Source organism: Aeromonas sp. QDB30, from assembly GCF_027707645.1.
In the GTDB taxonomy this organism is placed as follows: Bacteria; Pseudomonadota; Gammaproteobacteria; order Enterobacterales; family Aeromonadaceae; genus Aeromonas; species Aeromonas caviae.
Genome location: NZ_JAPCIY010000011.1, coordinates 26,681 through 51,358, shown reverse-complemented (window position 1 = coordinate 51,358; position 24,678 = coordinate 26,681). Strand labels below are relative to the sequence as shown.

General features: G+C 61.2%; 29 protein-coding genes. All 29 read right to left on the bottom strand.

Translation table 11 applies throughout. From position 1 onward, the window contains the following. Positions 1-10: 10 nt before the first annotated feature. The 29 genes from PG896_RS05625 to PG896_RS05485 all read right to left on the bottom strand — a co-directional run bounded on the left by PG896_RS05625 (position 11) and on the right by PG896_RS05485 (position 24,655). On the bottom strand, positions 11-379 hold the full coding sequence (locus PG896_RS05625; RefSeq protein ID WP_270835500.1) for a hypothetical protein: 369 nt from the start codon (positions 377-379) through the stop codon (positions 11-13). After that, entirely contained in the window at positions 372-5,471 is a 5,100-nt protein-coding gene (locus PG896_RS05620) for a phage tail tip fiber protein (protein ID WP_270835499.1), read from the bottom strand. The genes PG896_RS05625 and PG896_RS05620 overlap by 8 nt, the downstream gene beginning before the upstream one ends. Further along, on the bottom strand, positions 5,471-7,018 hold the full coding sequence (locus PG896_RS05615; RefSeq protein WP_270835498.1) for a hypothetical protein: 1,548 nt from the start codon (positions 7,016-7,018) through the stop codon (positions 5,471-5,473). The genes PG896_RS05620 and PG896_RS05615 overlap by 1 nt, the downstream gene beginning before the upstream one ends. A gap of 217 nt (positions 7,019-7,235) precedes the next feature. Beyond that, the gene (locus PG896_RS05610; protein ID WP_270835497.1) at positions 7,236-7,517 is read right to left on the bottom strand and encodes a hypothetical protein; all 282 of its coding nucleotides are present in this window, start codon (positions 7,515-7,517) and stop codon (positions 7,236-7,238) included. A gap of 84 nt (positions 7,518-7,601) precedes the next feature. Next, positions 7,602-9,167 (bottom strand): hypothetical protein, encoded by a 1,566-nt coding sequence (locus PG896_RS05605; protein WP_270835496.1) that lies wholly within the window; start codon positions 9,165-9,167, stop codon positions 7,602-7,604. A gap of 9 nt (positions 9,168-9,176) precedes the next feature. After that, entirely contained in the window at positions 9,177-9,854 is a 678-nt protein-coding gene (locus PG896_RS05600; RefSeq protein WP_171269001.1) for a phage adaptor protein, read from the bottom strand. A 12-nt stretch (positions 9,855-9,866) separates the two neighbouring features. After that, the gene (locus tag PG896_RS05595) at positions 9,867-10,448 is read right to left on the bottom strand and encodes a hypothetical protein (protein WP_270835495.1); all 582 of its coding nucleotides are present in this window, start codon (positions 10,446-10,448) and stop codon (positions 9,867-9,869) included. Between the two features lies 1 nt (position 10,449). Next, the gene (locus PG896_RS05590; protein WP_270835494.1) at positions 10,450-10,887 is read right to left on the bottom strand and encodes a hypothetical protein; all 438 of its coding nucleotides are present in this window, start codon (positions 10,885-10,887) and stop codon (positions 10,450-10,452) included. Positions 10,888-10,953: 66 nt separating this feature from the next. Beyond that, positions 10,954-11,343: a hypothetical protein gene (locus tag PG896_RS05585; protein WP_201955778.1), complete on the bottom strand. Its 390-nt coding sequence runs from the start codon at positions 11,341-11,343 to the stop codon at positions 10,954-10,956. A gap of 65 nt (positions 11,344-11,408) precedes the next feature. Beyond that, entirely contained in the window at positions 11,409-12,626 is a 1,218-nt protein-coding gene (locus tag PG896_RS05580) for a phage capsid family protein (protein ID WP_270835493.1), read from the bottom strand. A gap of 71 nt (positions 12,627-12,697) precedes the next feature. Then, positions 12,698-13,624: a hypothetical protein gene (locus tag PG896_RS05575; RefSeq protein ID WP_270835492.1), complete on the bottom strand. Its 927-nt coding sequence runs from the start codon at positions 13,622-13,624 to the stop codon at positions 12,698-12,700. 131 nt (positions 13,625-13,755) lie between these two features. Then, a complete protein-coding gene (locus PG896_RS05570; RefSeq protein WP_270835491.1) occupies positions 13,756-14,433 on the bottom strand; it encodes a Gp49 family protein in 678 nt (225 codons plus the stop codon). A gap of 120 nt (positions 14,434-14,553) precedes the next feature. Further along, positions 14,554-16,680, bottom strand: coding sequence for a portal protein (locus PG896_RS05565; RefSeq protein ID WP_270835490.1), 2,127 nt, complete (start codon positions 16,678-16,680; stop codon positions 14,554-14,556). After that, complete coding sequence (locus PG896_RS05560; RefSeq protein ID WP_270835489.1) at positions 16,680-18,377, bottom strand: terminase; 1,698 nt, start codon at positions 18,375-18,377, stop codon at positions 16,680-16,682. The genes PG896_RS05565 and PG896_RS05560 overlap by 1 nt, the downstream gene beginning before the upstream one ends. A gap of 90 nt (positions 18,378-18,467) precedes the next feature. Next, on the bottom strand, positions 18,468-18,665 hold the full coding sequence (locus tag PG896_RS05555; protein ID WP_043129239.1) for a DUF6835 domain-containing protein: 198 nt from the start codon (positions 18,663-18,665) through the stop codon (positions 18,468-18,470). Positions 18,666-18,708: 43 nt separating this feature from the next. Further along, positions 18,709-19,269 carry a hypothetical protein gene (locus tag PG896_RS05550; RefSeq protein ID WP_246876668.1) on the bottom strand — a complete coding sequence of 187 codons (561 nt, stop codon included), beginning with the start codon at positions 19,267-19,269 and terminating at the stop codon, positions 18,709-18,711. Positions 19,270-19,605: 336 nt separating this feature from the next. Continuing rightward, positions 19,606-19,767, bottom strand: coding sequence for a hypothetical protein (locus PG896_RS05545; RefSeq protein ID WP_223945640.1), 162 nt, complete (start codon positions 19,765-19,767; stop codon positions 19,606-19,608). Between the two features lie 71 nt (positions 19,768-19,838). Next, complete coding sequence (locus PG896_RS05540; RefSeq protein ID WP_096119258.1) at positions 19,839-20,069, bottom strand: hypothetical protein; 231 nt, start codon at positions 20,067-20,069, stop codon at positions 19,839-19,841. 1 nt (position 20,070) lies between these two features. Continuing rightward, positions 20,071-20,295, bottom strand: a complete 225-nt coding sequence (locus PG896_RS05535) for a hypothetical protein (protein ID WP_042880547.1) — start codon at positions 20,293-20,295, stop codon at positions 20,071-20,073. Positions 20,296-20,302: 7 nt separating this feature from the next. After that, entirely contained in the window at positions 20,303-20,851 is a 549-nt protein-coding gene (locus PG896_RS05530; RefSeq protein ID WP_210538421.1) for a glycoside hydrolase family 108 protein, read from the bottom strand. Next, complete coding sequence (locus PG896_RS05525) at positions 20,851-21,168, bottom strand: phage holin family protein (protein WP_270835488.1); 318 nt, start codon at positions 21,166-21,168, stop codon at positions 20,851-20,853. The genes PG896_RS05530 and PG896_RS05525 overlap by 1 nt, the downstream gene beginning before the upstream one ends. A gap of 168 nt (positions 21,169-21,336) precedes the next feature. Next, positions 21,337-22,038, bottom strand: a complete 702-nt coding sequence (locus PG896_RS05520) for a TIGR02642 family protein (protein ID WP_270835487.1) — start codon at positions 22,036-22,038, stop codon at positions 21,337-21,339. After that, positions 22,035-22,457 carry a hypothetical protein gene (locus PG896_RS05515; RefSeq protein WP_270835486.1) on the bottom strand — a complete coding sequence of 141 codons (423 nt, stop codon included), beginning with the start codon at positions 22,455-22,457 and terminating at the stop codon, positions 22,035-22,037. The genes PG896_RS05520 and PG896_RS05515 overlap by 4 nt, the downstream gene beginning before the upstream one ends. Next, on the bottom strand, positions 22,454-22,783 hold the full coding sequence (locus PG896_RS05510; protein ID WP_042062766.1) for a nuclease domain-containing protein: 330 nt from the start codon (positions 22,781-22,783) through the stop codon (positions 22,454-22,456). Before PG896_RS05510 ends, PG896_RS05515 begins: the two co-directional genes overlap by 4 nt. After that, a complete protein-coding gene (locus PG896_RS05505; RefSeq protein WP_270835485.1) occupies positions 22,780-23,373 on the bottom strand; it encodes a DUF1367 family protein in 594 nt (197 codons plus the stop codon). Before PG896_RS05505 ends, PG896_RS05510 begins: the two co-directional genes overlap by 4 nt. 2 nt (positions 23,374-23,375) lie before the next feature. Then, positions 23,376-23,555: a hypothetical protein gene (locus PG896_RS05500; RefSeq protein WP_270835484.1), complete on the bottom strand. Its 180-nt coding sequence runs from the start codon at positions 23,553-23,555 to the stop codon at positions 23,376-23,378. Next, positions 23,552-23,845 (bottom strand): hypothetical protein, encoded by a 294-nt coding sequence (locus PG896_RS05495; RefSeq protein WP_219143841.1) that lies wholly within the window; start codon positions 23,843-23,845, stop codon positions 23,552-23,554. The genes PG896_RS05500 and PG896_RS05495 overlap by 4 nt, the downstream gene beginning before the upstream one ends. Positions 23,846-23,921: 76 nt before the next feature. Then, positions 23,922-24,224 (bottom strand): hypothetical protein, encoded by a 303-nt coding sequence (locus PG896_RS05490; RefSeq protein WP_270835483.1) that lies wholly within the window; start codon positions 24,222-24,224, stop codon positions 23,922-23,924. Between the two features lie 2 nt (positions 24,225-24,226). Beyond that, a complete protein-coding gene (locus tag PG896_RS05485) occupies positions 24,227-24,655 on the bottom strand; it encodes a hypothetical protein (protein ID WP_103858385.1) in 429 nt (142 codons plus the stop codon). Positions 24,656-24,678: the final 23 nt, after the last annotated feature.

Sequence of the window (24,678 nt, the reverse complement as noted above, 5' to 3'; positions counted from 1 at the left end):
CACCTACACCTCATAGGTTGATCTGAAATACATGCAGGCCGTCAGCATCGTCTGGCTGACGTACCCACCCCATCTTTGGCGCCACCTTGAGCCACCCCTTGCGCGCAGAGTGAAAGCGCAACCAGCGGGCACCTATCATGCGGGCCAGTCGCTTCACCTCCGGCAGGTGCCGCTCAGGTGCCCCACCATCCCCCCACCCCACCCAAACCAGGACGCCGATCACGCCATCTTCTGCCTGTGGCTTGAGCACAAACCCGTCATCACCACGCAAGAACAAAAACGCCACCCGGTTACGGATGGCGTCTTGCAGTTCGGCGGATAGCCTTGGGTTGCCGGTATCGCTGGCGATACGGTTGATGTGATGCGTATGGTTACTCAAAAGTGGCGCTACCATGTTTGAACACCATTGCTACAGCACCAACGAGTGATACTGACACATTGCCAAGTATCGAAACTTGAAACCGCCCGCGAACCCCGGCAGGCAACGTAACAGTTGCACTTGCCGTGGCAGAGTCTTTCCTTGAGTCGCCTGTCGCAGACACAGACTCTCGACCAAACTCCACTCCATTCATGTAAAACACTGCCGTACAAGTGCTGGTGCCTTTTGAAGGAGGGCCGCTGCCGCCACCATAGTCATACCCCTCCGCTTTGATGTTTATGCCTGTGACAATAACCCCCCTGGTAAAATTTGCTGCGGCTACATTAAAGAACATGCTGAATGGGCCGCTTGGTTGCTGCATGTATAGCGACTTTATCGCCGCCACATCGCCGACTATCCGATCTGCGTAGACAGTTCCCTTCACAACGCAATCCTGCTCAATCGTGCAGTTGTTCATGGTCATGTTTTTCACATAACCACCCTCGGCACGGAGTCGGTTGGTATAGATGCTGCCGTCCGCATAGATAATCGTGTACCAACCCCATCCCCAGCCTCCATAAGGGCCGCCCTTGCCAAAGCCAGCAGCCCCGCCAGACATAAAGGCATTGCCCATATCGATCTGACCTCCGTTGATCAACGGTGAGCTGATGCTGACCCCGGCCTTCACATAATCAGCAGTGATCTTCTCAGCGTTCAGGATCTGGATGGTGGCCTTGCGGATAATGGCCTCGGCAATGACCGCCTGGCCATTGTCGATGGCAAACAGTGGCGCGGTGGTGCTTGGACTGTTCGGGTTGAACACAAAAAACTGACTGGCAGACACCACGACCTGGCTGGTGCCGTCCGATTTGGCTATCAGACCAATACCAGCAGTGATTTGGCCAGCACTGGCCTTGGCCGTCCACATGGCCTGGGCCCCATTTTGCAAGTCGGCAATAGCTTGGCTCTGGAGTTGAACGGCGGCGGCATTGGCAGCAATCCGGGGGTCGTCGGTGGCTATCCAGGCCGTGCCGCTGTATCGGTATGGCCGATTGTTGCTGTCAGTGTCGAACCACAGATCTCCGGTACCCATGCCCGTGCTTGGTGCGGTGGCTTGGAAAAAGGTTTTGTTCTTGCTGCCAGCGACCGCCGAGACCGTATTGATCTGGCTACCAAGCGACTGCACGGCATTTGCACGGGCAACCGACTCCGCCGTGATCTGGCCGGCGAGTTGCTGATCCCCCTGTTGATAGTTCGCCGTGACCTGCTGGATCTGCTTGGCCATGGCCGAATCTGCGTCAGCCCGCGCCTTCGCTTCGTTGTTGATGGCCGCAGTATTTCTCGCAACACCCTGTGCGGCTTGATCAGCGCTTGCCTGAGCTGCGGCGGCGGCTTGAGCTGCATCGATCGCGACCTTGTCTGTTACTGCAACCCAGGCTGACCCACTCCACCGCTTCGGAGTGTTGGTGCCGTTGCTGGTGTCAATCCAGAGGTTCTGAGCAAGCTGGTCGCTGGCGCCTGGGGCAACCGGCTGAATGATCACCTTGCCCTTTCCTTTGGCTATCCCCGCAGCAGCCGCTGCATCCTCTTTTGCCTTGTTTGCACTACTCTGGGCTCCTGCCGCAGCGGTGCCCGCCGATTCTGCTGTGGCCTTCACCTGACTCAATTGCTCAGAAAGGGACTGGTTTGCTTCAGCGCTAACACGGGACACTTCATCGATGCTGGCCGCCAGGGCCTGCTCCGCCCCCTTGAACTCTGCATCCAAGGTGGACAACTGTTCAGCCAGCGCGCTATCAGCATCGCTCCGCGCCCGCACTTCAGCAGCCACGGCAGCATTGGTATCCGCATTGGCCGCCTTGAACTCGGCATCAACAACACTGATCCGCTGTGACAGCGCCTCATCAGCCGTCGCCCTAACCAACTGCTCATTGGTGATCTGCGCCTTCAGATCTGCCGTTTCGGCATCAAACTCTGCGGTCAGCTGCTCGATGGTCCTGGCCTGCGCCTCCTGCTGATTTGCCAACGTGCTCTGCTGCTGGAGGATGGTGCCGCGAGCCTTGCGGTTCTCCCGGTCGCGTTCATCCCCGGTCAGGGCGCCTTCGACCAGACTGGCGGCGCCGATATCTACCTCTGACTCCAGTTTGTCCTGGCGCTGGCTCAGCGACTCCTCATTGTTCACCACGGCCTGCCGGAGCTCGGTGATGCTGGCCGAGTTCTCTCCGACCGTCACATCAAGGGTGCTGATCCGTTCACCAAGCGCTCGGTCTGCATCTGCCAGGGCCTTGCTCGACTCGGAGAGGGAGGCAGACAGCGCCGCATCGGCGGCCTTGAACGCCGCATCTACAGTGCTGATCCGCTGTGACAACGCCTCATCAGCCGTCGCCCTGGTCAACTGCTCATTGGTGATCTGCGCCTTCAGATCTGCCGTTTCGGCATCAACCTCTGCCGTCAGCTGCTCGATGGTCCTGGCCTGCGCCTCCTGCTGATTCGCCAGCGTGCTCTGCTGCTGGAGAATGACGCCGCGAGCTTTCCGGTTCTCCCGGTCGCGTTCATCCCCGGCCAAGGCACCTTCAACCTGGCTGATGGCACCGATACCGATCTCCGACTCCATCTTGTCTTGGCGTTGGCTGAGCGACTCCTCATTGTTCACCACGGCCTGCCGGAGCTCGGTGATGCTGGCCGAGTTCTCTCCGACCGTCACATCAAGGGTGCTGATCCGTTCACCAAGCGCTCGGTCTGCATCTGCCAGGGCCTTGCTCGACTCGGAGAGGGAGGCAGACAGCGCCGTATCGGCAGCCTTGAACGCCGCATCAACAGTGCTGATCTGCTGGGCAAGCGCCTCGTCTTTTGTTGCCCGAGCCAGCTCCTCGGCCGCAACCCTCGCTTTCGCATCCTCGAGGTCGCTGCTGAACTGCGCCTCGACCTCCGACATCCGCCTCGAAATGGCCTCATCGGCGGTGAGCCTGGCCTCAGACTCACTGGCGATATCCGCACTCAGCGAGTTATCAGCCTCGGTCATCTCGACGCGCATCTGATCCTGGCTCAGTGCAAGCGCAGCGTCAGCGTCGCTCGATACCTTCTCCAGTGCCTTGATGGTGGCGGTCGTCTCATCAAGGGCTGTGTCTGTCGAGGCGCTCAGGTCGTCGATGCGCTGGGCCAGCGCGCTACCGGCGTTGGCAATAACTTCCTCCACGCCGCTGATCCGTGCCTGGGTGTTAGCATCCCTCCCCTCAAATTTGACGTTCATATCGGTGATGCGCTTGGCTTGAGCAGACTGCTCATCCACGATCACCTGCTGCTGGGTGCGAATGGTGCCAAATGCGCTGCGATTTTCCCTATCCCGCTCATCGCCGGCCAGCGCGGCATCAATGGCAGCCTGGCCGACATCGGCAGCCCCCTCCGCCTTATCCTTTGCCAGTTCAATCTCGACCTGAATTTCATCAAACCGCCCAGCAGTGATCCCGCCCTCCGACTCGATAACCTCCTCCAGCGCTAGGATCTTGCCCTCCGCCTCGCTGGCCCTCACCTCCAGTCCGCTGACTCGCTGGGCGGCAACGCCATCGGCGTCAGCTGTCACGCGCGCCAGCTCGGTGATCTTGGCGTTCAGCTCTTCATCACTGCTGCTGATGGTGGCCTGCAGGCCATCGATGCGTTGTGCGGCCACTCCGTTGGCATCTGCCGTCACACGAGCCAACTCAGTGATCTTGGCGTCCAGTTCTTCGCTGCTACTGCTGACGGTCGCCTGCAAGCCGTCGATTCGCTGTGCCTGTGAACTCAGCTCATCGGTGTGCACCGTGAGCTTGCTTTCTGCGTTGGCAAGTCGCACACCCTGGGCATCCACCTCCTGCTTGGTCGCTTTCTGAGTCAGCTCCCCTTTTGTAGCATCAAGCTCTTGCCCGATCTGGGTGACCCGCTGCTGTTCGCCTGTGAACTCCCCCCGGGTGACGGTTTGGCTCAGGCTGGCATCAAGGCCATTGATGCGCTGCTCGGCCTCGGTAATGCGCCGCCCCTGGCTATCAACCGTGACGTTATCCGCCTTGCTGGTGATCTGGCCGGCTACGGCATCAAGATCTTGCTGCACTTCAGCAATCGAAGTGTGAAGCTCATCTCGCACCGCATTGACGGCATCCATGGTGATGCTGCCGGTTTCAGGATCGACGACAAACACCGCATCGCGGAACGAGTCAAAATCCCCCTTGTACTTATCGATCTTCGCATTCAAGCGATCCTGCGCTAGGCCGATCTCAATGCTCGACATCCCCAGTTGCTGCTGGGCATCATCCAGCAGCTCTTGCGCTACCTTCTGGCGCTCATCCAGCCCGGCCAGCTCCTGTTCGATGCCGGGGATCTTGCCCTCGATGGCGGCGACCTTGGGACGGATAACCTCGATTTCATCGACCTTTGGCTTTAGGATCGCAATGTCCTGCTCAATACTGGGGATCTTGCCCTCGATGGCGTCAACTTTCGGGCGGATAACCTCGATTTCATCGACCTTTGGCTTTAGGATCGACACATCCAACTGGAGCTGAGGAACATCCTCTATGGTGTTGAGCAACGACTGAACCAGGTGGCTCTTTTCAATCTTGCCCTGCAACTCGTCCAGAATGTCCTGCACATCCCGACTGGTTTCCGCCACGATGCCCTGCATGCCCTGGAAGGGCCCCCTATCATCCTTGCCGTTGACAAAGCGAACCCAGTAGTAAAATGTGGCGCCCTTGCCTATGGCGTCAGAGAAGAGGTTTGCGGACGAAGTTCCCACCAGGGTGGCATCGGACTGGTTATTGCTCTCCGCTCGCCAGATCTCGGCGTGAGCATGCCCCCGGTACCGCGGCTGATCCCACTCCACCAAGACCGTGTGAAACGCGCCATTGGCGATCACGTTGACCGGGGCATGAGGAAACTCCATCTGGCCCGGAGGGAAAAGTTCTGGGTTCTTGCCCGGGACATAAACGCCGCCAGCACCAGGGTGCAGCGTAGACAGCCCCAATGCCTCCAGCTCCCGGAACGTGACTGCCTTATCAAGGCGATCGCCACGCTGCCCGGTGAGCAGCTCCACGTTCTCGGCTGTTGCGGCCTGGTCACGGCCGGCGCGATAAGCGGGTTTCTTGGCCATCAGTTCACCATCTCCGCCATGCTGCTCGCCAGAGTGATGCGGCTCACCACCGAGGTGCCAAAGACCTCTATCTGCCAGAACCGGCCCCGCACTGGCGGCAACCTGAACGCCCCTGGCACCAGGTTGCCAGGGGACAACTCCATCACCTGCTCCCCGTCAACGAACAACTTGATCCCGACCAGGCCAACATCCTGAGCCAACACCCGGCAGCAGCTGAAAGACGAACCCTCTGGCTCCATAAATGGCTTGGACCGCCAGATGAATTGGCCATTGCTGGCGCTCCCGCCCCGCCAAATCTGCAAGCTTCGGCCCTTGGCAACGTAGAGGGAGTCGCTCTCCATATCGGAGACAGCCGCATCCCACCGGTTCGTCAGCTCACGCAAGTCGCCACTTTTCGGGTCAAAGATGAATGCGTGGGTGTCGGTCATGGCCACATATTTTCCCTCGTGGTGCCATGCCCGCATGGTCTCGGGCTTCATGGCGCGCCACTGCTTTCTGGTGATGACCTGCTCGGTGACCACCAGCCCACCGTTGGCGCCGATACCGACCAGCCCGTCCGGGGAGGCATAGAGCACCACCCCATCCATGGCAACCATAGAGCGACCACTGACACAGGACTGCGGCAGTTGGCTGAGCTTCTGGGTGGTCACCGATGCCGGGCTCACACCCTGGGCAAGATAGGGGTACCCCTTGGTCCCAATCACCAAGGTGGTGTCGATGGCAGCGATCGCCACAATGTCGTGCTCAGTGGTCAGCCTGTACTTCTCCGGCCAGGCGTAGGGAAGGTAAGGCTCGCACAGGTAGAGGGAGTTGCCAGCAAACCCCGCACACATGCCATTCGCCATTTGACACAAGCCACGCATGCCATCCGGCGGCATGGTGTAGTCGTAGGTCTCCAGCACAGCGCCCAGCTCCCCATCCGCCAGGGAATCGACAAACGACGCCTGCGCGATGGGCAGCTCGGCCACAAACAGGTAATCGGCGATACCCCCTCCGGACACAGACCGGTAGATGCGGCGCTTGGTGATGTTGCTGTTCTGGGTTGTCGGTGGGCTCAGCATCAAGGTGACGGATGACCCTGGGATCCCGATATTCACCTTTCCGCTGACAGGGCCCGGAGGCCCCTCCTCACCCATCGCAGTAACGAAGGTATCCGCGTAGAAGCGGGTTTCGTCATCTGTCAGGTCATCATCCACACCACCAACAGGTGGGGTGATGGTGCCAATCCCGACCGGAACACCTGGGGCTGGAATGCCTAGCCGATACCATGCCGTCGGCTTGTTGCTGCCGCCAGTGGCGATCTGGGCATGAGTCACCTTGGGATACTCACCATCCGTGTAGTAAACCCGGCCATACGAGTCCTGAGCTATCGGGGAGCGGATGGCCTCCACCACCTTGTTCCAGGCAAACCAGTGCTGGCCATAGTGAAAAAGGGTGGTAGGCACGATGGGCAATTCCACACCAGCACTGGCGTCATCCTCCAGCGGGGAGATAACGCCATGGTCAAAATGGCAGTCACGCGCAATCACCGCGACTTCATCAGACAAGAGGTGTGGCTCCACGCGCGGCATAGTCCCTCGCATGGTGACGATATCGAGTACGGGCATGGGGATCTCGGAGAGGCAGAAACGAAAAAGCCCCACTCGGGAGAGCGGGGCCATGATGGGTAAATCCTAACGCTGACAGCGCCAGGAGGCAAGGCTCACTTGGCTGGTTGCAGCAGCACGGCGACCACGCTCGCCGTGATGGGCTCGAGACGGACGATCACTCTTCCGCCCCACGGGCCACCGGGTAGCGCAGCTTGATCTCCGCCACCTTGTCGCGCCATGCCTGCTCGGCCTCCGGCGTTTTGTCGTACTGCCACTCCAGGAACAAGGGGTCGGACTCCGCCACGTAGGCGCGCTGGCGACGCGCCAGTTGCCCTTCTGTCAGCTCATAGTTGTTCTGGGCGAGCACGGAGGCTATGACCTCCTCACTCATGCCCAGCTCCGCCATAAAGGCCGGATCGTAGTTGTCGTGCGTTTCGCCGTCATATAAGTAGCTCATCTATTTACCCTCTCGAAATGTTAAACAGGCATCAACCGATTAAGCGCCACTACCGTGGCGCCAACAAAACCCAAGGCGCAAGGCTCAGGCAAAGGCGGGGCGAAACCCAAAGCTCGTGCTCGCGTACGCGCGCGAAGAGTCCAGAAAGAGCGCAGCCAGGCCAGCGAGGGCCCCGTTGTTCCAATCGCCGCCACGATACGGGAGTCGCTCGCCGAAGTTACGCATATAAATGCGGCCCTGTGGCAATGCATTGGCTGGCTCCAGCAGCAGCCGCTTCATCGCCTGATTGGACACATAGCCCCCCGCCTTGGCCATGATCCGCCAGTCGCTGTTTGCGGAGTTGCCCGCGTTGGCATTATCGCCGATGGCGCCGAGCCGATTGGTGATGGCATTGGAGAGGATTGGGCTACCCCCCGTGGGGGATGAGGCATCGAGGTAGGCATCGGCAAAGGCCCAGGCGGCCTCTGCCTGGGCGTTAAAGGCAGACAGCTTGAAGCGGCCGTCTTGCAGCAGAAATCCGTCCTGCCACTCCCAGACGTTGCCGACCAGATCCGCAATCCCGCCCAGCGTGCGAGTATGCGTCGCCTCGGACCCCATCGAGCCGGTCTGGGTTCGCCCCGTGCCGGCTGTATCACCCGGCGCTCTATTGTCGGCCCGGTCGCCTACCATCCAGGTTTTGGCGTGGCTGCGACCCCAGTTGGTGTTTCCGATTGGCTCGTAGCCGTTGGCCATGCACCAGAGTGCAATGGCCGCCCACTCGTGAGCGGTCATCAAGTGCCACCCCGCCCCCTTCGCTGCACAAGCGGCGCGGGCTGCGGTATGATCTAGTGATGCTCGCGGGTCTTGCCGCGGCGCGCTGACAGAGCCGGAGCCGGACGCAAGATAGGCGCCGATGAATATCTCGCTCTTGATGCTGCCGCTGCCAAAATCGAACGCCGTCACATCGCCAGTGCCCATATCGGCAGTCATGCCCAGGTCGGCGTAGCTGAAGCGCGGCAGCACGAACATAGCATTGGCGTTGCCAGCGCTGTCGCGAATGATGGTCTGGCGGCCGCCGGTTGCCCGCTCCAGGGCGTAGCGCTCCGCATCGAGGATGGTGGCGCCGCCCACGCGCATCAGCGAGCCGGTCCCGGCTTCGGCCGTGGCATTGGCGGCCGCAGCGGCGCGATCCGCTTCGGTCTTTGCCCGGTCGGCTTCGACCTTGGCGCGGGCCGTCTGCCCCTCGCCCTCGCTGGTCACACGCTTCCACGGGATCAGTGTTTGCTTGGTGCCATCCGGCGCGGTCACCTCGATAGTGGTGGCAGTGCTCGTCAGCAGCGCCTGGAAGGCATCACTTTGCTGCTGATAGGCACTCAGGGTAGCCGTAAGGCGACGGGCGAACTCCGGCACGGAATCCGAAAAGGTTGTAATGACCTCGTAGGCTTTGCCCGTGGCAGTGGTGCCACGGTATGACTGCACCAGATACAGCTCCGTGTTGGACACCACGTAGTCCACCTCGTAGAAATCCACCGAGGTGCCACTGGTGATACAAAAAAGGTGGCCCTTGGCCACCCCGTTCTTGGTGTCTGCGAAGGTGGTCCCGGTACCGGTCACCTTCTTGTTGCCATTGGTGACGGCCACCGTACCGTCACGCTTCCACACTCCAGCCATGTTGCCCCCTTACTGCCCGGTCACGCGGGAGAAGCCTTCGGTCTTGCGCTGCTCCATATTGGTATCAACCTGGGTCTTTTCACCCAGCTGCTGCAGGTAGGCGTTGTAGTGGCCGACAGCCCGATTGGAGTTGGCGCTGTATTCGGAATCCTTCGAGAAGGCCCGGTACATGATGAAGTCGATAAGCGGGTTGATGTAGATGTCATCCAGATCGGCCAGCGCCGGCGTGCCCACGTTTTCCACATCCGTCAGCACCTTGGATTGCGGCGCCACGGAGTAGATGACATCCACTTTCACCGCGGCGGCGGGGCCTGGGTAGAGATAGAAGTTCTTGGGGTCCCGATCGTCATAGGTGTAGGCGGCCACACTGGTGCCATCCTTGCCTGCATGCCAGTCAGGGTAACTGTCATCGAGGGCGCGCCGCGGCACGAAGCGAATCACTTTGCCGTCAGCATTGCGCAGCACCTCGATCAGCCGCAGGGCATCTGCAGGCAAAGTCTGCTTGGTACCAGCGGCGCAGTTGAACTGAACGTTCTTGGTGTGGGCGTCAGGACGCATCAACACGATCGCCTTTGCGGCATCGTTGTAGTAGTCCAACAGCTCCTGCTTGGGCCAGCGAACCCAGGTGCGATCATTGAGCAGGGTATTTACCCGCTTCAGGATCGAGTCAACGGTAACGGTTGCCATGTGTGGAGTCCTTTAGAAAAAAGAGTGTTTGCGGGGCGGGTTGTGGAATTCGACCTGGGTCGGGGCGCTGTGCTCTTTGCGGAACCGGCCAGCGCGACGCCAACCTTCGACAAACTCAGCCCGGTGGTATCCTGCTCGCTTAGGGTCAGACCAGGGGCGGTCTGGCTGGGCATAGAGCAAGGCTGCGACGCCATGGGCAATGGCATCGGCGTGATCGTGGTAGAGCTGGGCTGGGAGCTCGGTGGCGTTCTTGACCGGGGCAGCCACATACCAGATCCGCGCATCGCCGAGATCCGTCAGGATGCTCAGCTCATTGGCCGACATGGCGAAGAAGTCTCGCCCGCTGACAAATGGCGCGCCCCCTTCACCGGTCAGGTGCAGCACATTGCACGATGTCATCCCGCTGATGTTGCAGACCTCCACCAGGCTGCCGGCTGACGCGCTGGGCAGTAGTCGGTCAAGGGTCAGCAAGGCCGACTCCCGGCAGAACGTGATGGCCGCCTCTGTGACGGCCTCACCCAGCATGACTTCGAGCGGGCCGGTGATGTGCAGCCTGACGGTGGGCAGGAACTGCTCACGCGACACCATCTGCATGCTATTCCCCCTGCTCTGCCAGCTTGGCCTTCAGGGCGTCACGCACGCGCACCCGGTATTCGGGAACCTTCTCTTGCGGGCCCTGCGGTTCGATATCCAGGTCTTCCCCCTCCACCAAGGTGGCCAGTTGGGCAGAGGTCATCTTGGCCAGGTCACGCTCACCGACCACCATGCTCTGCTCTTCCGCCAGGCGGGCAGCTTCAGCGGCGAGGCGCGCCTGCTCGTCGGCAGCAGCCTGGGCAGTGACCTCCTGCCGCTCCAGTTCGCCTGCCAGTGCCTCATGGCGGATCCAGACGCTCGGGAACTCCAGCAGTTGCATGGCGATGTGACTCTCCACATCCACCGCGGTATGGCGCGGGAACACCAGGCGGCTGCCGGTGACGGTATCCTTCTTGCTCGGCTTGTCGCCGATGTAAACCACGGCAATCTTGTCGTTCATGGCGATGACTCCTATTCAGAAACGAAAAAGCCCGGCACAGGGCCGGGCGGACAGTGATCGGCAGCCTTACAGGTTGCCGACTACCTCGTAATGCAGTTTGAGCTTGACCGTGCCCGTCGCAGCGCCGCCGCCAACCGTGAGGGTGAGCTCCTGGTCAGGCTCGGTCAGCAAGTCATCGACCGGGTAATACTTTGCCACCGCCCCCACCGTACTCTCGGCGTTGATGATGGTGGTCGTGCCGATCTTGGCTGTGATGGTGGTACTCGCGCCCAGCGCAGTGCTGAACATCGTCACACCCACCACTTTCAGGTTGGGCTCCACCTTGTCACCGTATGCGACAACATCGCCAGACGGCACAGCCGTCAGCTTGGCCACCAGGGTCGGGGAGATAGAGAGGTTGCCGAACGAACCAACAAACCAGCGGTAAGCTCGGGCGATCAGGGTAGTTTTGGCCATGATATGGCTCCTTGTCTGGTCAGATAGTGATGTGATGGGGCCGTGAAGCCCCATGGGTCAGCGGCTTAGCGGGCGATGGCGCTCACCGCGGTATCCAGCACCATGCAGCCATGGTCCTGAATGTTGCCGTTGCGCTGCTTGAAGCGGATCTTCTGCAGACCGGACACCCAGCTGATGGAGATCTCGGTGCTGTTGTCGTGGTCGGTCTTCTCTTCGTGCATGCCGAAAGAGCCGCCCTTCTCGCCAGAGCCAAAGGCATTGGCAAGCGCCTGACCACCCAGCAGCACGGCGCGGTCGATGGTGGTGCCTGCTACCTTGTCCACTTCCACGCCGGTCGCGGAGTTGGCGGCGCACACCTTGACGGTGCTGCCCTGGTTGAAGCGGATCGGCATGCCCTTGTAGGGCTTGACCAGGATGCCGCGCCACATCGCACCTTCACCGCGGAAGATGGGGTGGTTCCATCCCTTGCTGCGCTCAATTGAGGCCGACAGCATCGCCTGCCAGTCCTTGCCGGAGGTTGAGGTGTAGAAGTCGTGCCACTGGCGCGGGGTGACATAGAGCACGTAGAGCGGCTCGCCACCGGACGGATCCGCCACCATGCGGATCGGCTGGATGGGGTTGGCCATCTCGGACAGGAACAGCGACATGTTGTCCACGCAGCCCAGATTGAAGCGGTCAGCCGCGTCGATAGCTTCGAAGCTGGTCGCATCACCACCGAAGAAGTGGCGCTCGTAGGTGGGCGCAGTCAGCGGGTTGATCATGATATCGGCAAATTCCGGGTCATCCGCCAGCGGCAGGATGATATCGGTCGCGTAGTAGTCGCCGCGGGCGCCGGCCAGCTGGGCAAAGCCGCGCTGATCAACCAGTCGGCCGTAGTAACCATCAGCAAGCAGCGTGCGGGCGGTCTTGATCAGGTCGTGCTTGGTGCGCTGCTGGCTCATCTTGCCGCCAGCATCCACGCCGTGACGGGTCTGGTTGATTTTGAGCGCGAAGTCAGCAAAGGACAGGGACTCCAGGCGGCCATCCAGCTTCTGATCGCCCATGCTCGGGCGACCGGAGAGCTGATGGAACAGCTGCATATCCACGGAATCGCCGCGCTGCTTGGTCAGGTCGGTGATGCGAACTACCGGCGCACCTGCACTGGTCTGCTTGCCGCCGTTGACCTTGGCGCCCTTGGGGGCCTCTTCGGTCAGCATGTTCACCAGCGAGTGGGAACGGTTGGCCGCCGTAAACAGTGCGGCCTGCAAAATCTTGTTGGCTTGCGCCGAGGTGACTTGGGTCATGGTCCTCTCCTACATGAAAACAAAAACCCCGACACAGTGGTCGGGGTTGGCTTATTGAAATGGGGGGTGGGTTAGAACCCGGCCTGCTCCAGCAGCGCCTCCATCTGGGCGTCCGTCATGGCGCCCATCTCGCCGATAAGCTCGGTCTGAGACATGGCGCCAAAGCGCTCCACTCCAGTGGGGGCGGCATGATGGGTCTGGCCGAGTGCCGAAGGGCTGGACGGGATGAAATCGGCAGGCTTATCCGCCTCCTTGCCGGGTGCCTTGGTGGGAGGGGTAACCTCGTCACCAAAGGCCAGCTTGGTGCGGCGTGCCGCCTCTGCGAATCGCTCATCCAGCGACTTGCCTTGCCACGCGGGATCAGCCTGGAGCTTTTCATCGACGATGATGGCGAAGTCGAAGCGGTCCTGGTCCTTCTCCCGCCAGTTCATCAGGTCAGGTACCGCCTGCAGTGCGGCCTGAACCGGATTAATGGCGAGGTGAACCTGCCGCGGTGCAGCCTGCTGCTCCAGCCTTTGGAGCTTGCTGGCAATGGCTGCGATGGACTTGCCCAGATCCGGGTAGTCCTGTGCCAGTTGTGCCAGCTCCTCTTGGCTGATGTCGTCAGGGTCAACATCGGGGTTGATCCCGTGCTTCTCCATCAGCGCCTGCAGCTTGTCCCGCTCGGCTTGGGCCTGCTGCGACTGAGCCAGTTGCTCACGCAGTTGCTTGGCTTCATTGCGCGCCTGCTCCAGCACTTCATACGGGATGGTGTGTTGACCGCTCTTGGCCAGTATCACCTTCTCAGGCTCCGCGGCCCCTTCACCGCCCTGCTCGGTGCTGCCCTGTTCGTTACCGGCTGCCACCTCGCCCGCCGACGGCGCGGGTTGTACGTCCGTTTGCTCGGTGCCAGTGCCATCATCCAGCTCGCCATCGGGCTCACGCTCGATCGCTTCCAGCATGGCTTCCAGTTCGTCCAGGCTCTCAGTGCCGGTCAGGTTGTCGATGTTCTTATCCATGGTTGTCCTCGTGGGTTTTCAGTGGGTGGTATCGCTGCCCAAGCGGGGGAAGGCTCTCGGTGAAAGCGCTCCCCGGCTGGGGCTGGGCACAAAAAAGCCCGCACAAGGCGGGCAAGGGTTGCCGTCTATCGCTAAAGATTCGCTAAATGGCACTTGAGCCGCCAGCCTTCCAGCTTCCACAGCTCTTGGCGGGCCTTGGCTTCGGCATCCTTGATGGCGTACTTGGCGCCAAACTCGGCGTTGAAGTTGGCCGGGTCCGCACAGGCGGTCATGCCGATGGCAAGGGTGAAGCCGTTGGCAGCAATGGCGGTGGCCAGCGTGGTGGTGGTGCCGGTGACAACCTGCACCTCATAGCGAACGCCACTCATCAGAGCGTCAATCTGGTCAGGGGTGACGCGCGGCGCGGTCAGTCCGAGAGTCTGGATCTCGCGCTCCATCTCGGCATCTTCTTCACTGGCGCACACGGCCGGTTCTTCGATCATGAGGTATCCACCCTCAAACACATCTTTCGGACTGAATGACACATAGTCGTTCTCATAGAGCACGATGTAGTCACCAATGCTGGGGGTAAAGCGGGCAACCATGTCAGGGGTAACCATGTAGGGAATGGTGATATCGGCATTGAGGGGGCTGGAGATGTCGATCATGAGGCTGCCATGATCATCACACGGATGAATCTCGGAGATTACTGCCGCATGAACCTTCTTGTGCGACTGGAACTCGGCCATCGCGTTACGGATGAGGATAATGCCACCATCTTCACTGAGGGCTGCTTCAAGTACACCTTTCAACTCAACCTTGTCGGTCATGTCCAGCTCCAAATAAAAAACCCGGCACAATGGCCGGGTCTGGAAATGAAAAAGGCCCAATCTCGACAGACTGGGCCATGTTGGGGAAATCGTAACGCTGGCAGGTCAGGAAAGCAACTATCAGAGCGCGATGGCGTCGATCTGCTGTTGGATGCTATCCAGCAGCTGCGCCTGCAGGGCTGCCTGCTCGGTCTGCATCGCCTGCTGCTGGGCTGCCAACTGCTCCATCTCCTGCAGCGTCTTGCCGGTCTGGGCCTGCTTGAGGGCGTCCTCGAAGCGGATAGAGTCGGTCAGCTTGGCGATGCGCTGAGCCTCTGCCTGCCACTTGGCGGCTTTGCCCTCCAGCTCGGCCAGCTTGGCCTGCATCTCGCGCATGGCCAGCTCCTGCTGCATCTGGGCCTGCTGGGCTTGCTGCTCGGCGGCTGCGCGTTCCTCGTCGCTCATCTCGTCCGGGTCTTTCGGGATGTTCAGGGCATTGCGGATCCGCTCCACGAACTCTGCCTTGCGCGGTACATCCATCAGCTCGACCAGCAGGTCAAAGCAAGCACCTGCCGCCGCGGGCGGAAGTTGGGACATAGCCTGGGTCATCCGCTCGGCCAGTTGTTGCTTGTAGGCGGCTGTTTGCTGGATCGGCGCCAGTGCGATATGTGCCCGCAGCCGGGTCACATCATTGGTGAGTTTGCCATCCTCCTGCTCCACGTTAATCACCACAGCCTTGCGGCGGCGCGGGTCATCCCGGTTCACTGTCACCTTGTAGTTGCGCTTGCTGGCCATGTCTTCCAGCAGGTATGCCAGTGCCAACTGCCCCACTTGCTGGCAGCCCATCCGGTAGTTGTCGTTGATCTCGGAAAGCGTGGTTGCCCCCTGCTCCACCAGGTTGCTGATGGCCACACCAGATTGTCCGGTCGAGCCCTGCCCCAAGAAGGCGGCATACACCCCCATGGTGTCCTGGATCAGCTTCACCGAGTCCTGCATCACCTGAAACTGCTGGGCCGCCACGTTGAAATCCTGCTCCACCTTGAAGGCGTCGCTCACGCTGGTCTTGTTGGCGCGGTCAGGGTTGAGCTCGATATAGCCATCCGGGCGCTCTACCTGCTCCAGCACCTGATCCCGGCTCATGTTGGTGGCGTCCTTGTCCATGATGACGCGCTTGGCCTGCAGCAGGAAGGTGAGCTTGATACGCCGCAGGTTCACCTCGTCCTGCGCCGGCATGGCTCGAGCAATCAGCCCATAGGGTTCGCCGGTGCGGTCTTTGCGATACCCCCAGAACGGCACCAGCGGGTACATGTTGTGGGGAGCAGAGCAGGGTCGATCAACCAGATGATGAGGGCCGACGAACCAGGATTCCCGGATCACGGCCACCGGGCAGCGCTCCAGCTTGGCGCGCCCCATGGCCACAGCAGCCAGGTGCAGTTGATTGGTCTTGTCGTACTCCAGTGCCCGACCGGAGTCCAGCATCAGCACCTGACGCATGGTGTAGGTGCGGTAGTAGACCACCTGCAGCAGCACCCGGTCTCGCTCCCTGCTGCACCACTCGATCTCCTTGCCGCTGAATTGGCTCCACTCGTCATAGGCGCTGACCAGATTGGGGTCCAGCCCCTCGATGGAGGTCAGGCTCACGACCCCCTCCCAGTCGTTGACGCCCCACTCCAGCGCCTGTGCCTTGCTCGGGAACATGGTCTTGGCCTCATCCAGATCGACCCAGCGGCGGCGCATCAGCCAGCGACAGTCGCTCAGGTCAGGTTCCCGGCTGTGCCAGTCCCAATAAACCTCGTCGCGGTGGACATTGCTGAACTTGTAACGAGGACCGAACGGGTCATCGCGGCGACACACCTCAACCCAGCCCAGGCCGGTCTTGATTTGGCCGCCGTAGGCCTCGCCCCGGGCGCGGTCTAGTCCGCCAAGGCGGCACATATCGGCGTATTCAGCGTTGACGGCCTCGGCCAGTTGCTCCAGCTCGTCGTCGTGGTCATCGGCGATCACCATCAGATCGGTGCGGCTCTTGGCTTCCATCCCCAGCACGCCGTCAATGGTCGGCGCGATCAGGTTGTGAATGGTGATGGGCTGGCCCCGAGCCTTGAGCACACTCACCACCTCGGGCGGCAGTTGATCGCCGTCGTAGTAGGCGCACGCCCGATTGGCGATAGAGCGCCAGTCCGGCTGGCCATTGATATCGCTCATCAGTTTGAGCAGGCGCGGGGTATCGAGGCCGCCTTTTTCAGGGGCCTTGGGTTGGGCGTTGATCATCAGTTGGCCATCCAGTGCTTGGGTTTGCGGGAGGATTCAGGTTTGACGATGCGGGCCGGCATCCGGGCACGCATCTCTTGGGCAATCATGTAGCTCATGAGCTGGTCGTCGTAGCAGCCGTCCTGGGCGTTCATGCTGCCGCTCTTGTCGTAGACGTAGGTGGTGGCTTCGGAAATGGTACCGATCCAGCGGATCCCGGACTGCCCGGCACGCAGCAGGGCCTTGAGGCCATCAACCAGGATCGGCTTGGACTGCCGAGTGGTGAGCCAGCCGAGGCGCGGGGTCTCGTCGTCGCGGTCCCGGTCGATGTGCTCCTGGGTGTAGATTCGCCGGGTCGGGTAGATCTCGCGGAGCTTGAGCAGCACGGCATGACCGTGGTTGTTGCGCTCTGGGCCGATGTAGGCCGGGCCATGCTCTGCGGTGCCATAGAAGCGGCCGACGTGGGCCAGTAGTTGGGCAAACAGCCCGGGATCCAGATGCCCGAACCAGTGTGCCACCTGCCGGCCGTCACTCTTGGCTGTCACGTCGAGGCTTGAGCGGTCGCCGTGCTCCAGTCCTTCCGCCACATCGGCGCCGATGGCGTAATCCTCGTCGGGGTCTGGCAGCTCCCAGACCAGCAGCATGTTCTCGAGCGAACGCTGCCCCTGCTCGTCCAGCTTCTCCGGTTTGCGAGCCTTCTCGCGCCTGCCGGTGACCGGGTCGATGTCATAGACGATGAGCGGGGCCATGCAATCGCCCTCTGCCTCCATCGTGGCGATGGGGTCGAACACCCGGCGCCCGGAGGTGAGGAACGCCTCCAGCGGCGTGCTGGGATACTCCTGCTTCATCTCCCCACGCTGCGTGCCCTCTTTCAGCACGTACCACTGGCGCTGCTCGTCGCTGATGGTGCAGCTCATTGCCTTCTCCACCGCGGCGAAGTATTCCGCTTGTGCCTTGCTCATCACCACACCGGAAGCGGGGACGTCGGCGCGATACTTCGGATCCTGCCACCAAGCGAAGAAGTGGAACTTCCAATCCAGCTGGGTCAGCTCGCCGGTTGAGCGAGACAGCTCCAGCGACTTCATGCTCATGGTGTGGAAGTCGCCGCCTACCCCTTCCGCCGTGCTCTCGATGAAGGCAATAGCGCCTGGGTGGATTGCGTTGAGGGTACCGGTTCGCACCTCCTTGGCCTTCTCCGGGTATTTGGCGCAGATCTTTCCGTGCTCGGATACATGCAGGCGCTGGACGGTGCCGGAGCGGAACGAGGTGGCCACCTGGATACTGGAGCCGTGCCGGAACAGAATGTGCCCGCCATTCGCCCCGCCGCGCCGGGTCACAACCTTGAACTGGGCCTTGAGCCAGCCAGGCAGGTTATCGAACGGCACTTCAATCTTGGTGCGGTAGATCTCGCCAGCAGCCGTCAGGTCCTGGGCAATGATCCCGCACTTGAGGTTCTTGTTGAACAGCGCCTCGTCGAGCAGATAGATGTCGATAGCCGTGGAGAATCCGAGCTGACGCGCCTTGAGGATGATGTTCAGGTACCACATGGTCCGGAACAGCAGCTCCTGCGCCGGGCGCAGCCGGAAGCGCACCAGTTGGCCCTGCTCGTTCTCGATCATGTAGAGGTTGTTCATCCGCCACCACTTATCGCCGAGCTTCGAGCGGATGTAGGCCATCTGCTCCTGCTCAGTCATGGCGGAGGTATCGAATTCGGTCATGGGTGATCTCTGGGCAATAAAAAACCCGCCGAAGCGGGTTGGTGTTGTTGAAGCTGTGGCTACTTTCGTTCTTGCCATGCGGAAGTTGGCTCAGGCGATCGGGCTTTCATCTTTTATCCACCGCTCAAGCTCTGTGATCTTTTCATCCCAACGCTTGAAGTCAGCCGTTGCACGTTCATCGTCAAGCCCCACATCTTCTACGCCAAACAGCTCTGACACCGAGCGAAGTTTGGCGATCGCCTCAATAGCCAAAATCCGTTGTGCGGCCTGACGCTCTCTTTGTTTCATGGCTGGCTCCTGCATGGGGGGGTGAACTCTGGCTCGCATTTTATCACGACATCAGCCCGCCAGTCCCCATCCCCTGCAGCTCGGTGACCATCTCGCTGACGGGCGTTGCCTCACTGCCGCCATCCTTCTCAAGCCGATCTGCTTCGGCGGTCAGCTTGCGGGCCGCAGCCCGGATGCGCCGAGTATCTTCCTCAATTTTCGGCACGCTCACCTCGTCGATGCGAAGGGCGCTCAGGGTCCGCTCGATGGACTCAATCCGCTGGATGTTGCGGTCGAGGGCCTGCTCGGCTTTCAGGATCTTGTCGTAGAGTGCGATCCGGTCGGTCATCTCGCTGGCGTTAACCAGGTCCTGCTGCAGACCCTTGAGCAGCTTGGTGACGGAAATGACGCGAGCCCGGGTGAAGTCCAGCTCGTCGCGCAGTTGCAGCTCGCGAGCTTGGTCGAACAGCTCCTCGGCATCGAGGAACTGGGCGTAACCGCCGTGGGTCTTGGCTATCTGCATGCCCGGCTTGATGTTGGCGGGCGGGTTCGGGTTGCCAGAATTACCTACCGACTCCTTGTGTCCCTCGGTAAAGCGGCCGCTGCCATCCCTGCCGCTCCCCATGTTGTTTTTCGGCGCTTGGCCTGAGTCGTCAGGGATCTGTGTGGATGAGGATGACTTTTCCTCTCTTCCCTCTCCCCCTTTGGCCTTGGCCTCATTCCCCTTGGCTTGCGCACTTTGCGCAGATTGCGCAGTTTTGCGCACTTCGGAATGCGCAGATTGCGCAGCTACGCGAGATTTATCAGGTTGCGCAGGGGATTGCCCCCGAGATTTCAAATAGCGACGAGCCGAGTTGTAGTTCAGGCCGCGGCTGTCGCACCAGTCTTTCGCACTGATGCCGGTCGCTTCATGCTCCTGCAGGAACTCTGCATTGAGCTGTGCCCAGTCGGTCTTTGCCATTTAGATGGATAGCTCGCCTTCGACGATGGCATCACCAGGTACAGGCTCATGGGTAGCCGGTACTACGACGGAGACGCCAGTATTCAGGGTGACCAGGGCCTGACTCCCGTCATACTCCCTCACCTGAGTAACAACCCCGGTCACGGTAATGCCATTAACCACCGCATCGCTCCAGTGCATCGAGATAGTCCAGTAGGTCGGCTGTGGATTCCCCAGAAAGACAAACCCCGCCATTAGCGGCGGGGTTCCATGTCAGCCTGGGTGTGGGTGGCGGGCAGTTCGCTGTTTGGCTTGGAGCTGTCTGGCAACTGACCAGAAGCAGCACCGAAACGCTCAGCAAAACGCCCCTGTGGGTCCGCATGATTCTTGTCATGGCTTTCCTGCACCTCCCTTGCCCTCTCCCGCTTAAGCCAACGGCCCAGAAGGGCCGTTAGAATGTCGAGCAGTTGGAGCAAGCTGTTCATGTTATTGCTTCCTGGCTTTCTCAGCCGGCAGGTTCATAGCCAGCTTGTCCAGCACCTTGGTCAGGCCAACCAAGAAGGCCTGCACCTTCCCGATCACCTCATCGTCCCGGGTGGACGGGGTGACGGCCGCGATCTTGGCCAGCCCCTGCACCACCATGGACGCGCCGCCCACTACAGCCATCAGGATGACAATCCAGTTGATGACCACCTCAACGATGTGCTCCATATCTACCTCACAGGTTACAAACCCGGCTCAGCCAGCCGTAGGCATTGGCCTCCTGCGACTCCTGGCGCTCAGCCAGTGTGATGCAGTGGGCAATTCGAAGGGAGTTCACAGCCTCGGCCAGCAGCCGCTTGCCACCGGTACCGCGCGCCTTGATGTACCCCTCCAGCGCAGAAAGAGAACGAGGCCCTATGGCCCCGTCTGCTTTCACGTCCGGATAGAGCCTTTGCCTGTCGTTCAACACATTCAGCAGGCGCTGAAGGTCTTTTGCTGCCCGACCTGGACCGGAGTTGACCCCATAGTCAAACAGGTAGGTGGCCAGATCGGCATCAATCACCTCAATGGATGAGAGGCTCATCTGGTTCCAATAAGAGGTGTAGACCTTTACCGCCTCAGCCTTTGGATAGTCGCGCATATGGCCGGTGTAGCCGAACTGGCGAGCGGTGGCTTGAGTCACCCCCCAGCGAGTCGGGCCGCCGCGGTCCTCTGCGCGATCAGTGAACTTGTCACCCCCCTCACGCTGGATCACCTCATCAATAACCTGCAGGCGAATACTCATTACCCCTTCCCCCCATTCATCCAGCCAGTAGCCCGACGCTCGTAAAGCTCCAGAGCCCTAGACCCCATCAGACCAGCCAGGCCAGCCATGAAGCCGCACAACGGGAGTGGGGCTGCGATGTACCAGCTCAGCAGCATGGTCAACATCCCGGCGAACCCTGACACCACCACCTGGAGCAGCGCCTCAGCCCATCGGAATCTCCTTCCCTCGCGTTTCACCGTCTGTATGTAGGTCACAAGCCCCCCCCATACGCTCAGCCCGCCGAATGCCAGATAGGCGAGCACGCTGTAGTTCTGTGGATCCTTGTCAGGCGTCATCGCCCCTCCAGAAACGACAAAGCCCGCACGAGGCGGGCCAGAAATGAAAAAGGCCAGGGTCACGGGGACTCTGGCCATCTTTGAGCAATACTAACGCCGGGGAGGGGTAGATTCAATCACTGCGTCTATTCATGGGGTTGCGCCTGCTCGGCGGCGAACGCTCCGCGCCTAATCCGCCCGCATCTCCCTCACTTGTCGGCCCATGACTTTGGCCAGATCTGACGCCTGGTGGATCACCTCATCAACAGCACGCTCTACGGCCTGCCTCATCTCCTGCCCGAACCGGCGCGACACCAACTCTACGTGTGGCACGACCCGGCCGGTGCCGTGGCACTTCGGGCAGCCGTCACCCTTGCGCGGGCGGATCCCGGTACCATTGCAGTGCGGGCAGCGCCCTGACTGCATCATCTCGGCGACACAGTGGTCATTGGCCAGGGACAGGATCTCGTTCCGCTCAGCCAGAAGGCGCTGGTACTCGTGATCATTGCCGGACCGGTGGGCGCGCTTGGCCTTCTCCATCACCACGGCGGCCCGGCGGCGCTCCTTGTCATAGTGAGGGTGGCAAAGTACCAGGTGATCCAGCTGCTCAGGCAGCGGGCGGCGCAGCAGGATTGCCATGGCCATACCACCGGCCTCGTCACTGTCCAGCGTGGCGCTGAAGTGCGTCAGCAGCGACGCAAGGGCTTGTTCATCCCCCAGGTGGTCTGCCATCAGGAACTGGAGCCCCTGGGGGTTGTTCTTTGCAGCAACCTGCAGGGCGCCGATAAACTCGTCCCGGCCCAGAGCATTGAACTGCCTGCCGGCGGTGGGCTCATGGAGCGCCCCCTTCGGCGAGAATAGGCGCAGAGCCATTTCGATAGCATGGGTCATGGATTGGTCCTCTGGTCTGGGTCCTGATTGAAAGCGGAGAGCAGCCAGGCACGAAGCTGGCCGGACTTGATGTGTTCTGGGGTGGCCTCAATGACCGTCCACCCGAGCAGGGAGGCCTCGTTCATCTTGGCCCGGTCCTCTACGAACCCCTTCCCCCGGGTATGCCGGCCACCGGAGTGGATCCCGCCGTGGACCTCAAGGGCGAGCTTCTGCTCCTCCCAGGCGTAGTCGAAGCGCCATTTGTGCTTGGGGTGAAACAACAGCTCGGTGGCTGGGTCAGGGAAGCCGACCAGCTGGGCCAGCACCTTGCTGTGCAGGGTGTCCACCTGCTGCGCCTTCTTGACCTTGTTCACCACGGCCTTGGCTTTCGGATTGTTGCCGAGCAGGCGGCTGGCATCGATAGCAGAGAGGTGGATCATGCCGCCCCCTTCACACTGACAAGCCCCCGCACCACCCAGCTGTGCAGCTGACGGGTCAGGGCGCTATAGGTAACCTCTTCACGCTCCCCGGGCTGCCAGTCGTAGGCAATACGGCCATCAATGGCGTCATGGCAAGCGCAGCACGCCTCAACCGCCACCAAATCATCCCCCTTGAGCGCCATCCCATGCGGGGCGCTTGGCAGGTGAGCCAGCACGGTGGTTTCGGTGCCACCGATGCAGACCCCAGCAAGCTGGATCTTGCAGAGCTGGCCGCGAGCGCCATCGCGCAGGTCGCTGGAGCGGATTGGGCTGGTCTCGAATCTCATCCGGCAAACCCCATCAGCTGGGCGCAGGCGTTCTCAGCCTCCTCCTCGGTGGCAAACTGCTTGCTCAGCACATAGCGCCAGCAGACCCCGAACACAGCCCGGTACAGGTCGGAGAACTCAGTCTGCTCCATCTTGGCGAAGCTGACGCTCTTGGCCTCTTTGCGCATGCCGCCATCCGGCAGCATCACCACGGTGTAATAACCGGCCTCGACGGTGAGCCACTTGCGCATCACCTCAAACGACTTCTCAGCCTGGGGGCCATGGCGTTCAACACGACTGCTGGCCAGCTGGTCGATAAACTCATCCTTGGCCTTGTCCAACACGCTGCCGGCGCCGAACTGGGCGAGGTAGCGAACGAACCGGGACAGGATCCCCTGCTCTGCTGGCGAGACCATGCCGCCAGTTGGCTCCCAGTAATCGAACGTCAGGTTGAGCAGAGCGAAGAAACGGCGATGAAACGCCAGATTGCGGCGCCCTTTGCCCTTGGCCAGAATGGTGGTACCGATCGGCATCAACTTGATGGCCTCAGCATCGGCCGGAGTGGACGGGGCGAGCACCCCGCCGGACATTTTCAGAAGGGTAAGTTCCATCCTCACCCCCGCTTGGCTTTGTTGCGGCGCTTGGAGGCGGCACGCTGACGCTGTGCGGCCCGGTCATTGCGCGGGTTGGGGATGCAGAAGCCATGGCCAGGCTTGAAATCAAGCGGGTTGAACCAGGGCGATTGGGCAGCAGTGGCGGCCAGAACGGTTGCGATAGCGTGGGTGAATCTCATGCTGCCACCGCCTTAGCCGCTACGGCCTCGGTGGTGGGAGACAGCTCGATGCGGTAATGCCACACCTGCTTGCCGTCGATGACCTGATTGCTGGAATGCTTCACCCAGCCGTAGCAGCAAACTTCACGCAGTCTGGCGCTGATGGCGGCCTGGGTGTCGGCGTGGCCGTAGCGGCTCCAGCACTCGCGCTCGATGTCGCGCAGGGTGCGGGCCTTGCCGTCGCTCATGATGGATATCACGCGCCCCAGCTGGGTCGCGATGGATAGATCTCGGGTATGTGGTTTGGTCATGGTCTAGGTCCTTTGGTTAAACAGCCGGGTGGTCTAGGTCCGGCACTGGCAATGGTACGGGGCGCTACCCCCTGTGTCACTGGTTGGCAAGGCCCTCCCCTTCGAAGTTATCCACAGCCCCAAACGAAGCATCACACCGCAACACCAGCACTGGCGCGGCTCTCAGCCGTGCGGCTTCCTCCGCCACTCGCTCCGGCGTCGTGCTCTGCACCAGCCAATGCCCTGCGCCACGCCGCTGGTCGGTGTATCCCAGCGCATCGATCTCGTCGGCCACCTCGAGCTGCATCCGCTCCCCACACCAGCACCGCACGGCGGGATAGATCACCACCCGGCAGAATTTCGCGGCCACGACCGCGGCGATCACGTCTTGGTTGAACATCCCTAAATCCTCCCTGTGATGGTGTAACCGCGCTGGCGGCGTTCGGTGAGTATCCTGTCCAGCTCAACCTGCACCGCCTCGCTCGTCACGTCGCCGTCACGCTGCAACACAATCACGGTCGCCTCCATCTCGCATGCCCTGATGGACATCTCCAGCCGCGGTGCCCTGGTTGGTGCGGCCGTGGCTGGCTGCCGGCGCAGTATCTCTGCCCGCACTTCTGCCGGACGCGGGGCGAACTGGCGCTCCACATCGGCCGCCATGTCCTGCACCACCTCCCGGATCTGGGCTGGAGTGAACCCGCGCAGCACGCCACCCCAAGCCAACGCCACACCGCGGGCATTGGCATCCAGCTGGTTGGCGCTGGCAGGCCAGCTCCCGGCCATCAGCGGCAGCAGCTCCTCAGCGATGAATGCGGCCATGCGGGCGCTCATGGCGGGCGCATCCTGGTTGGCTG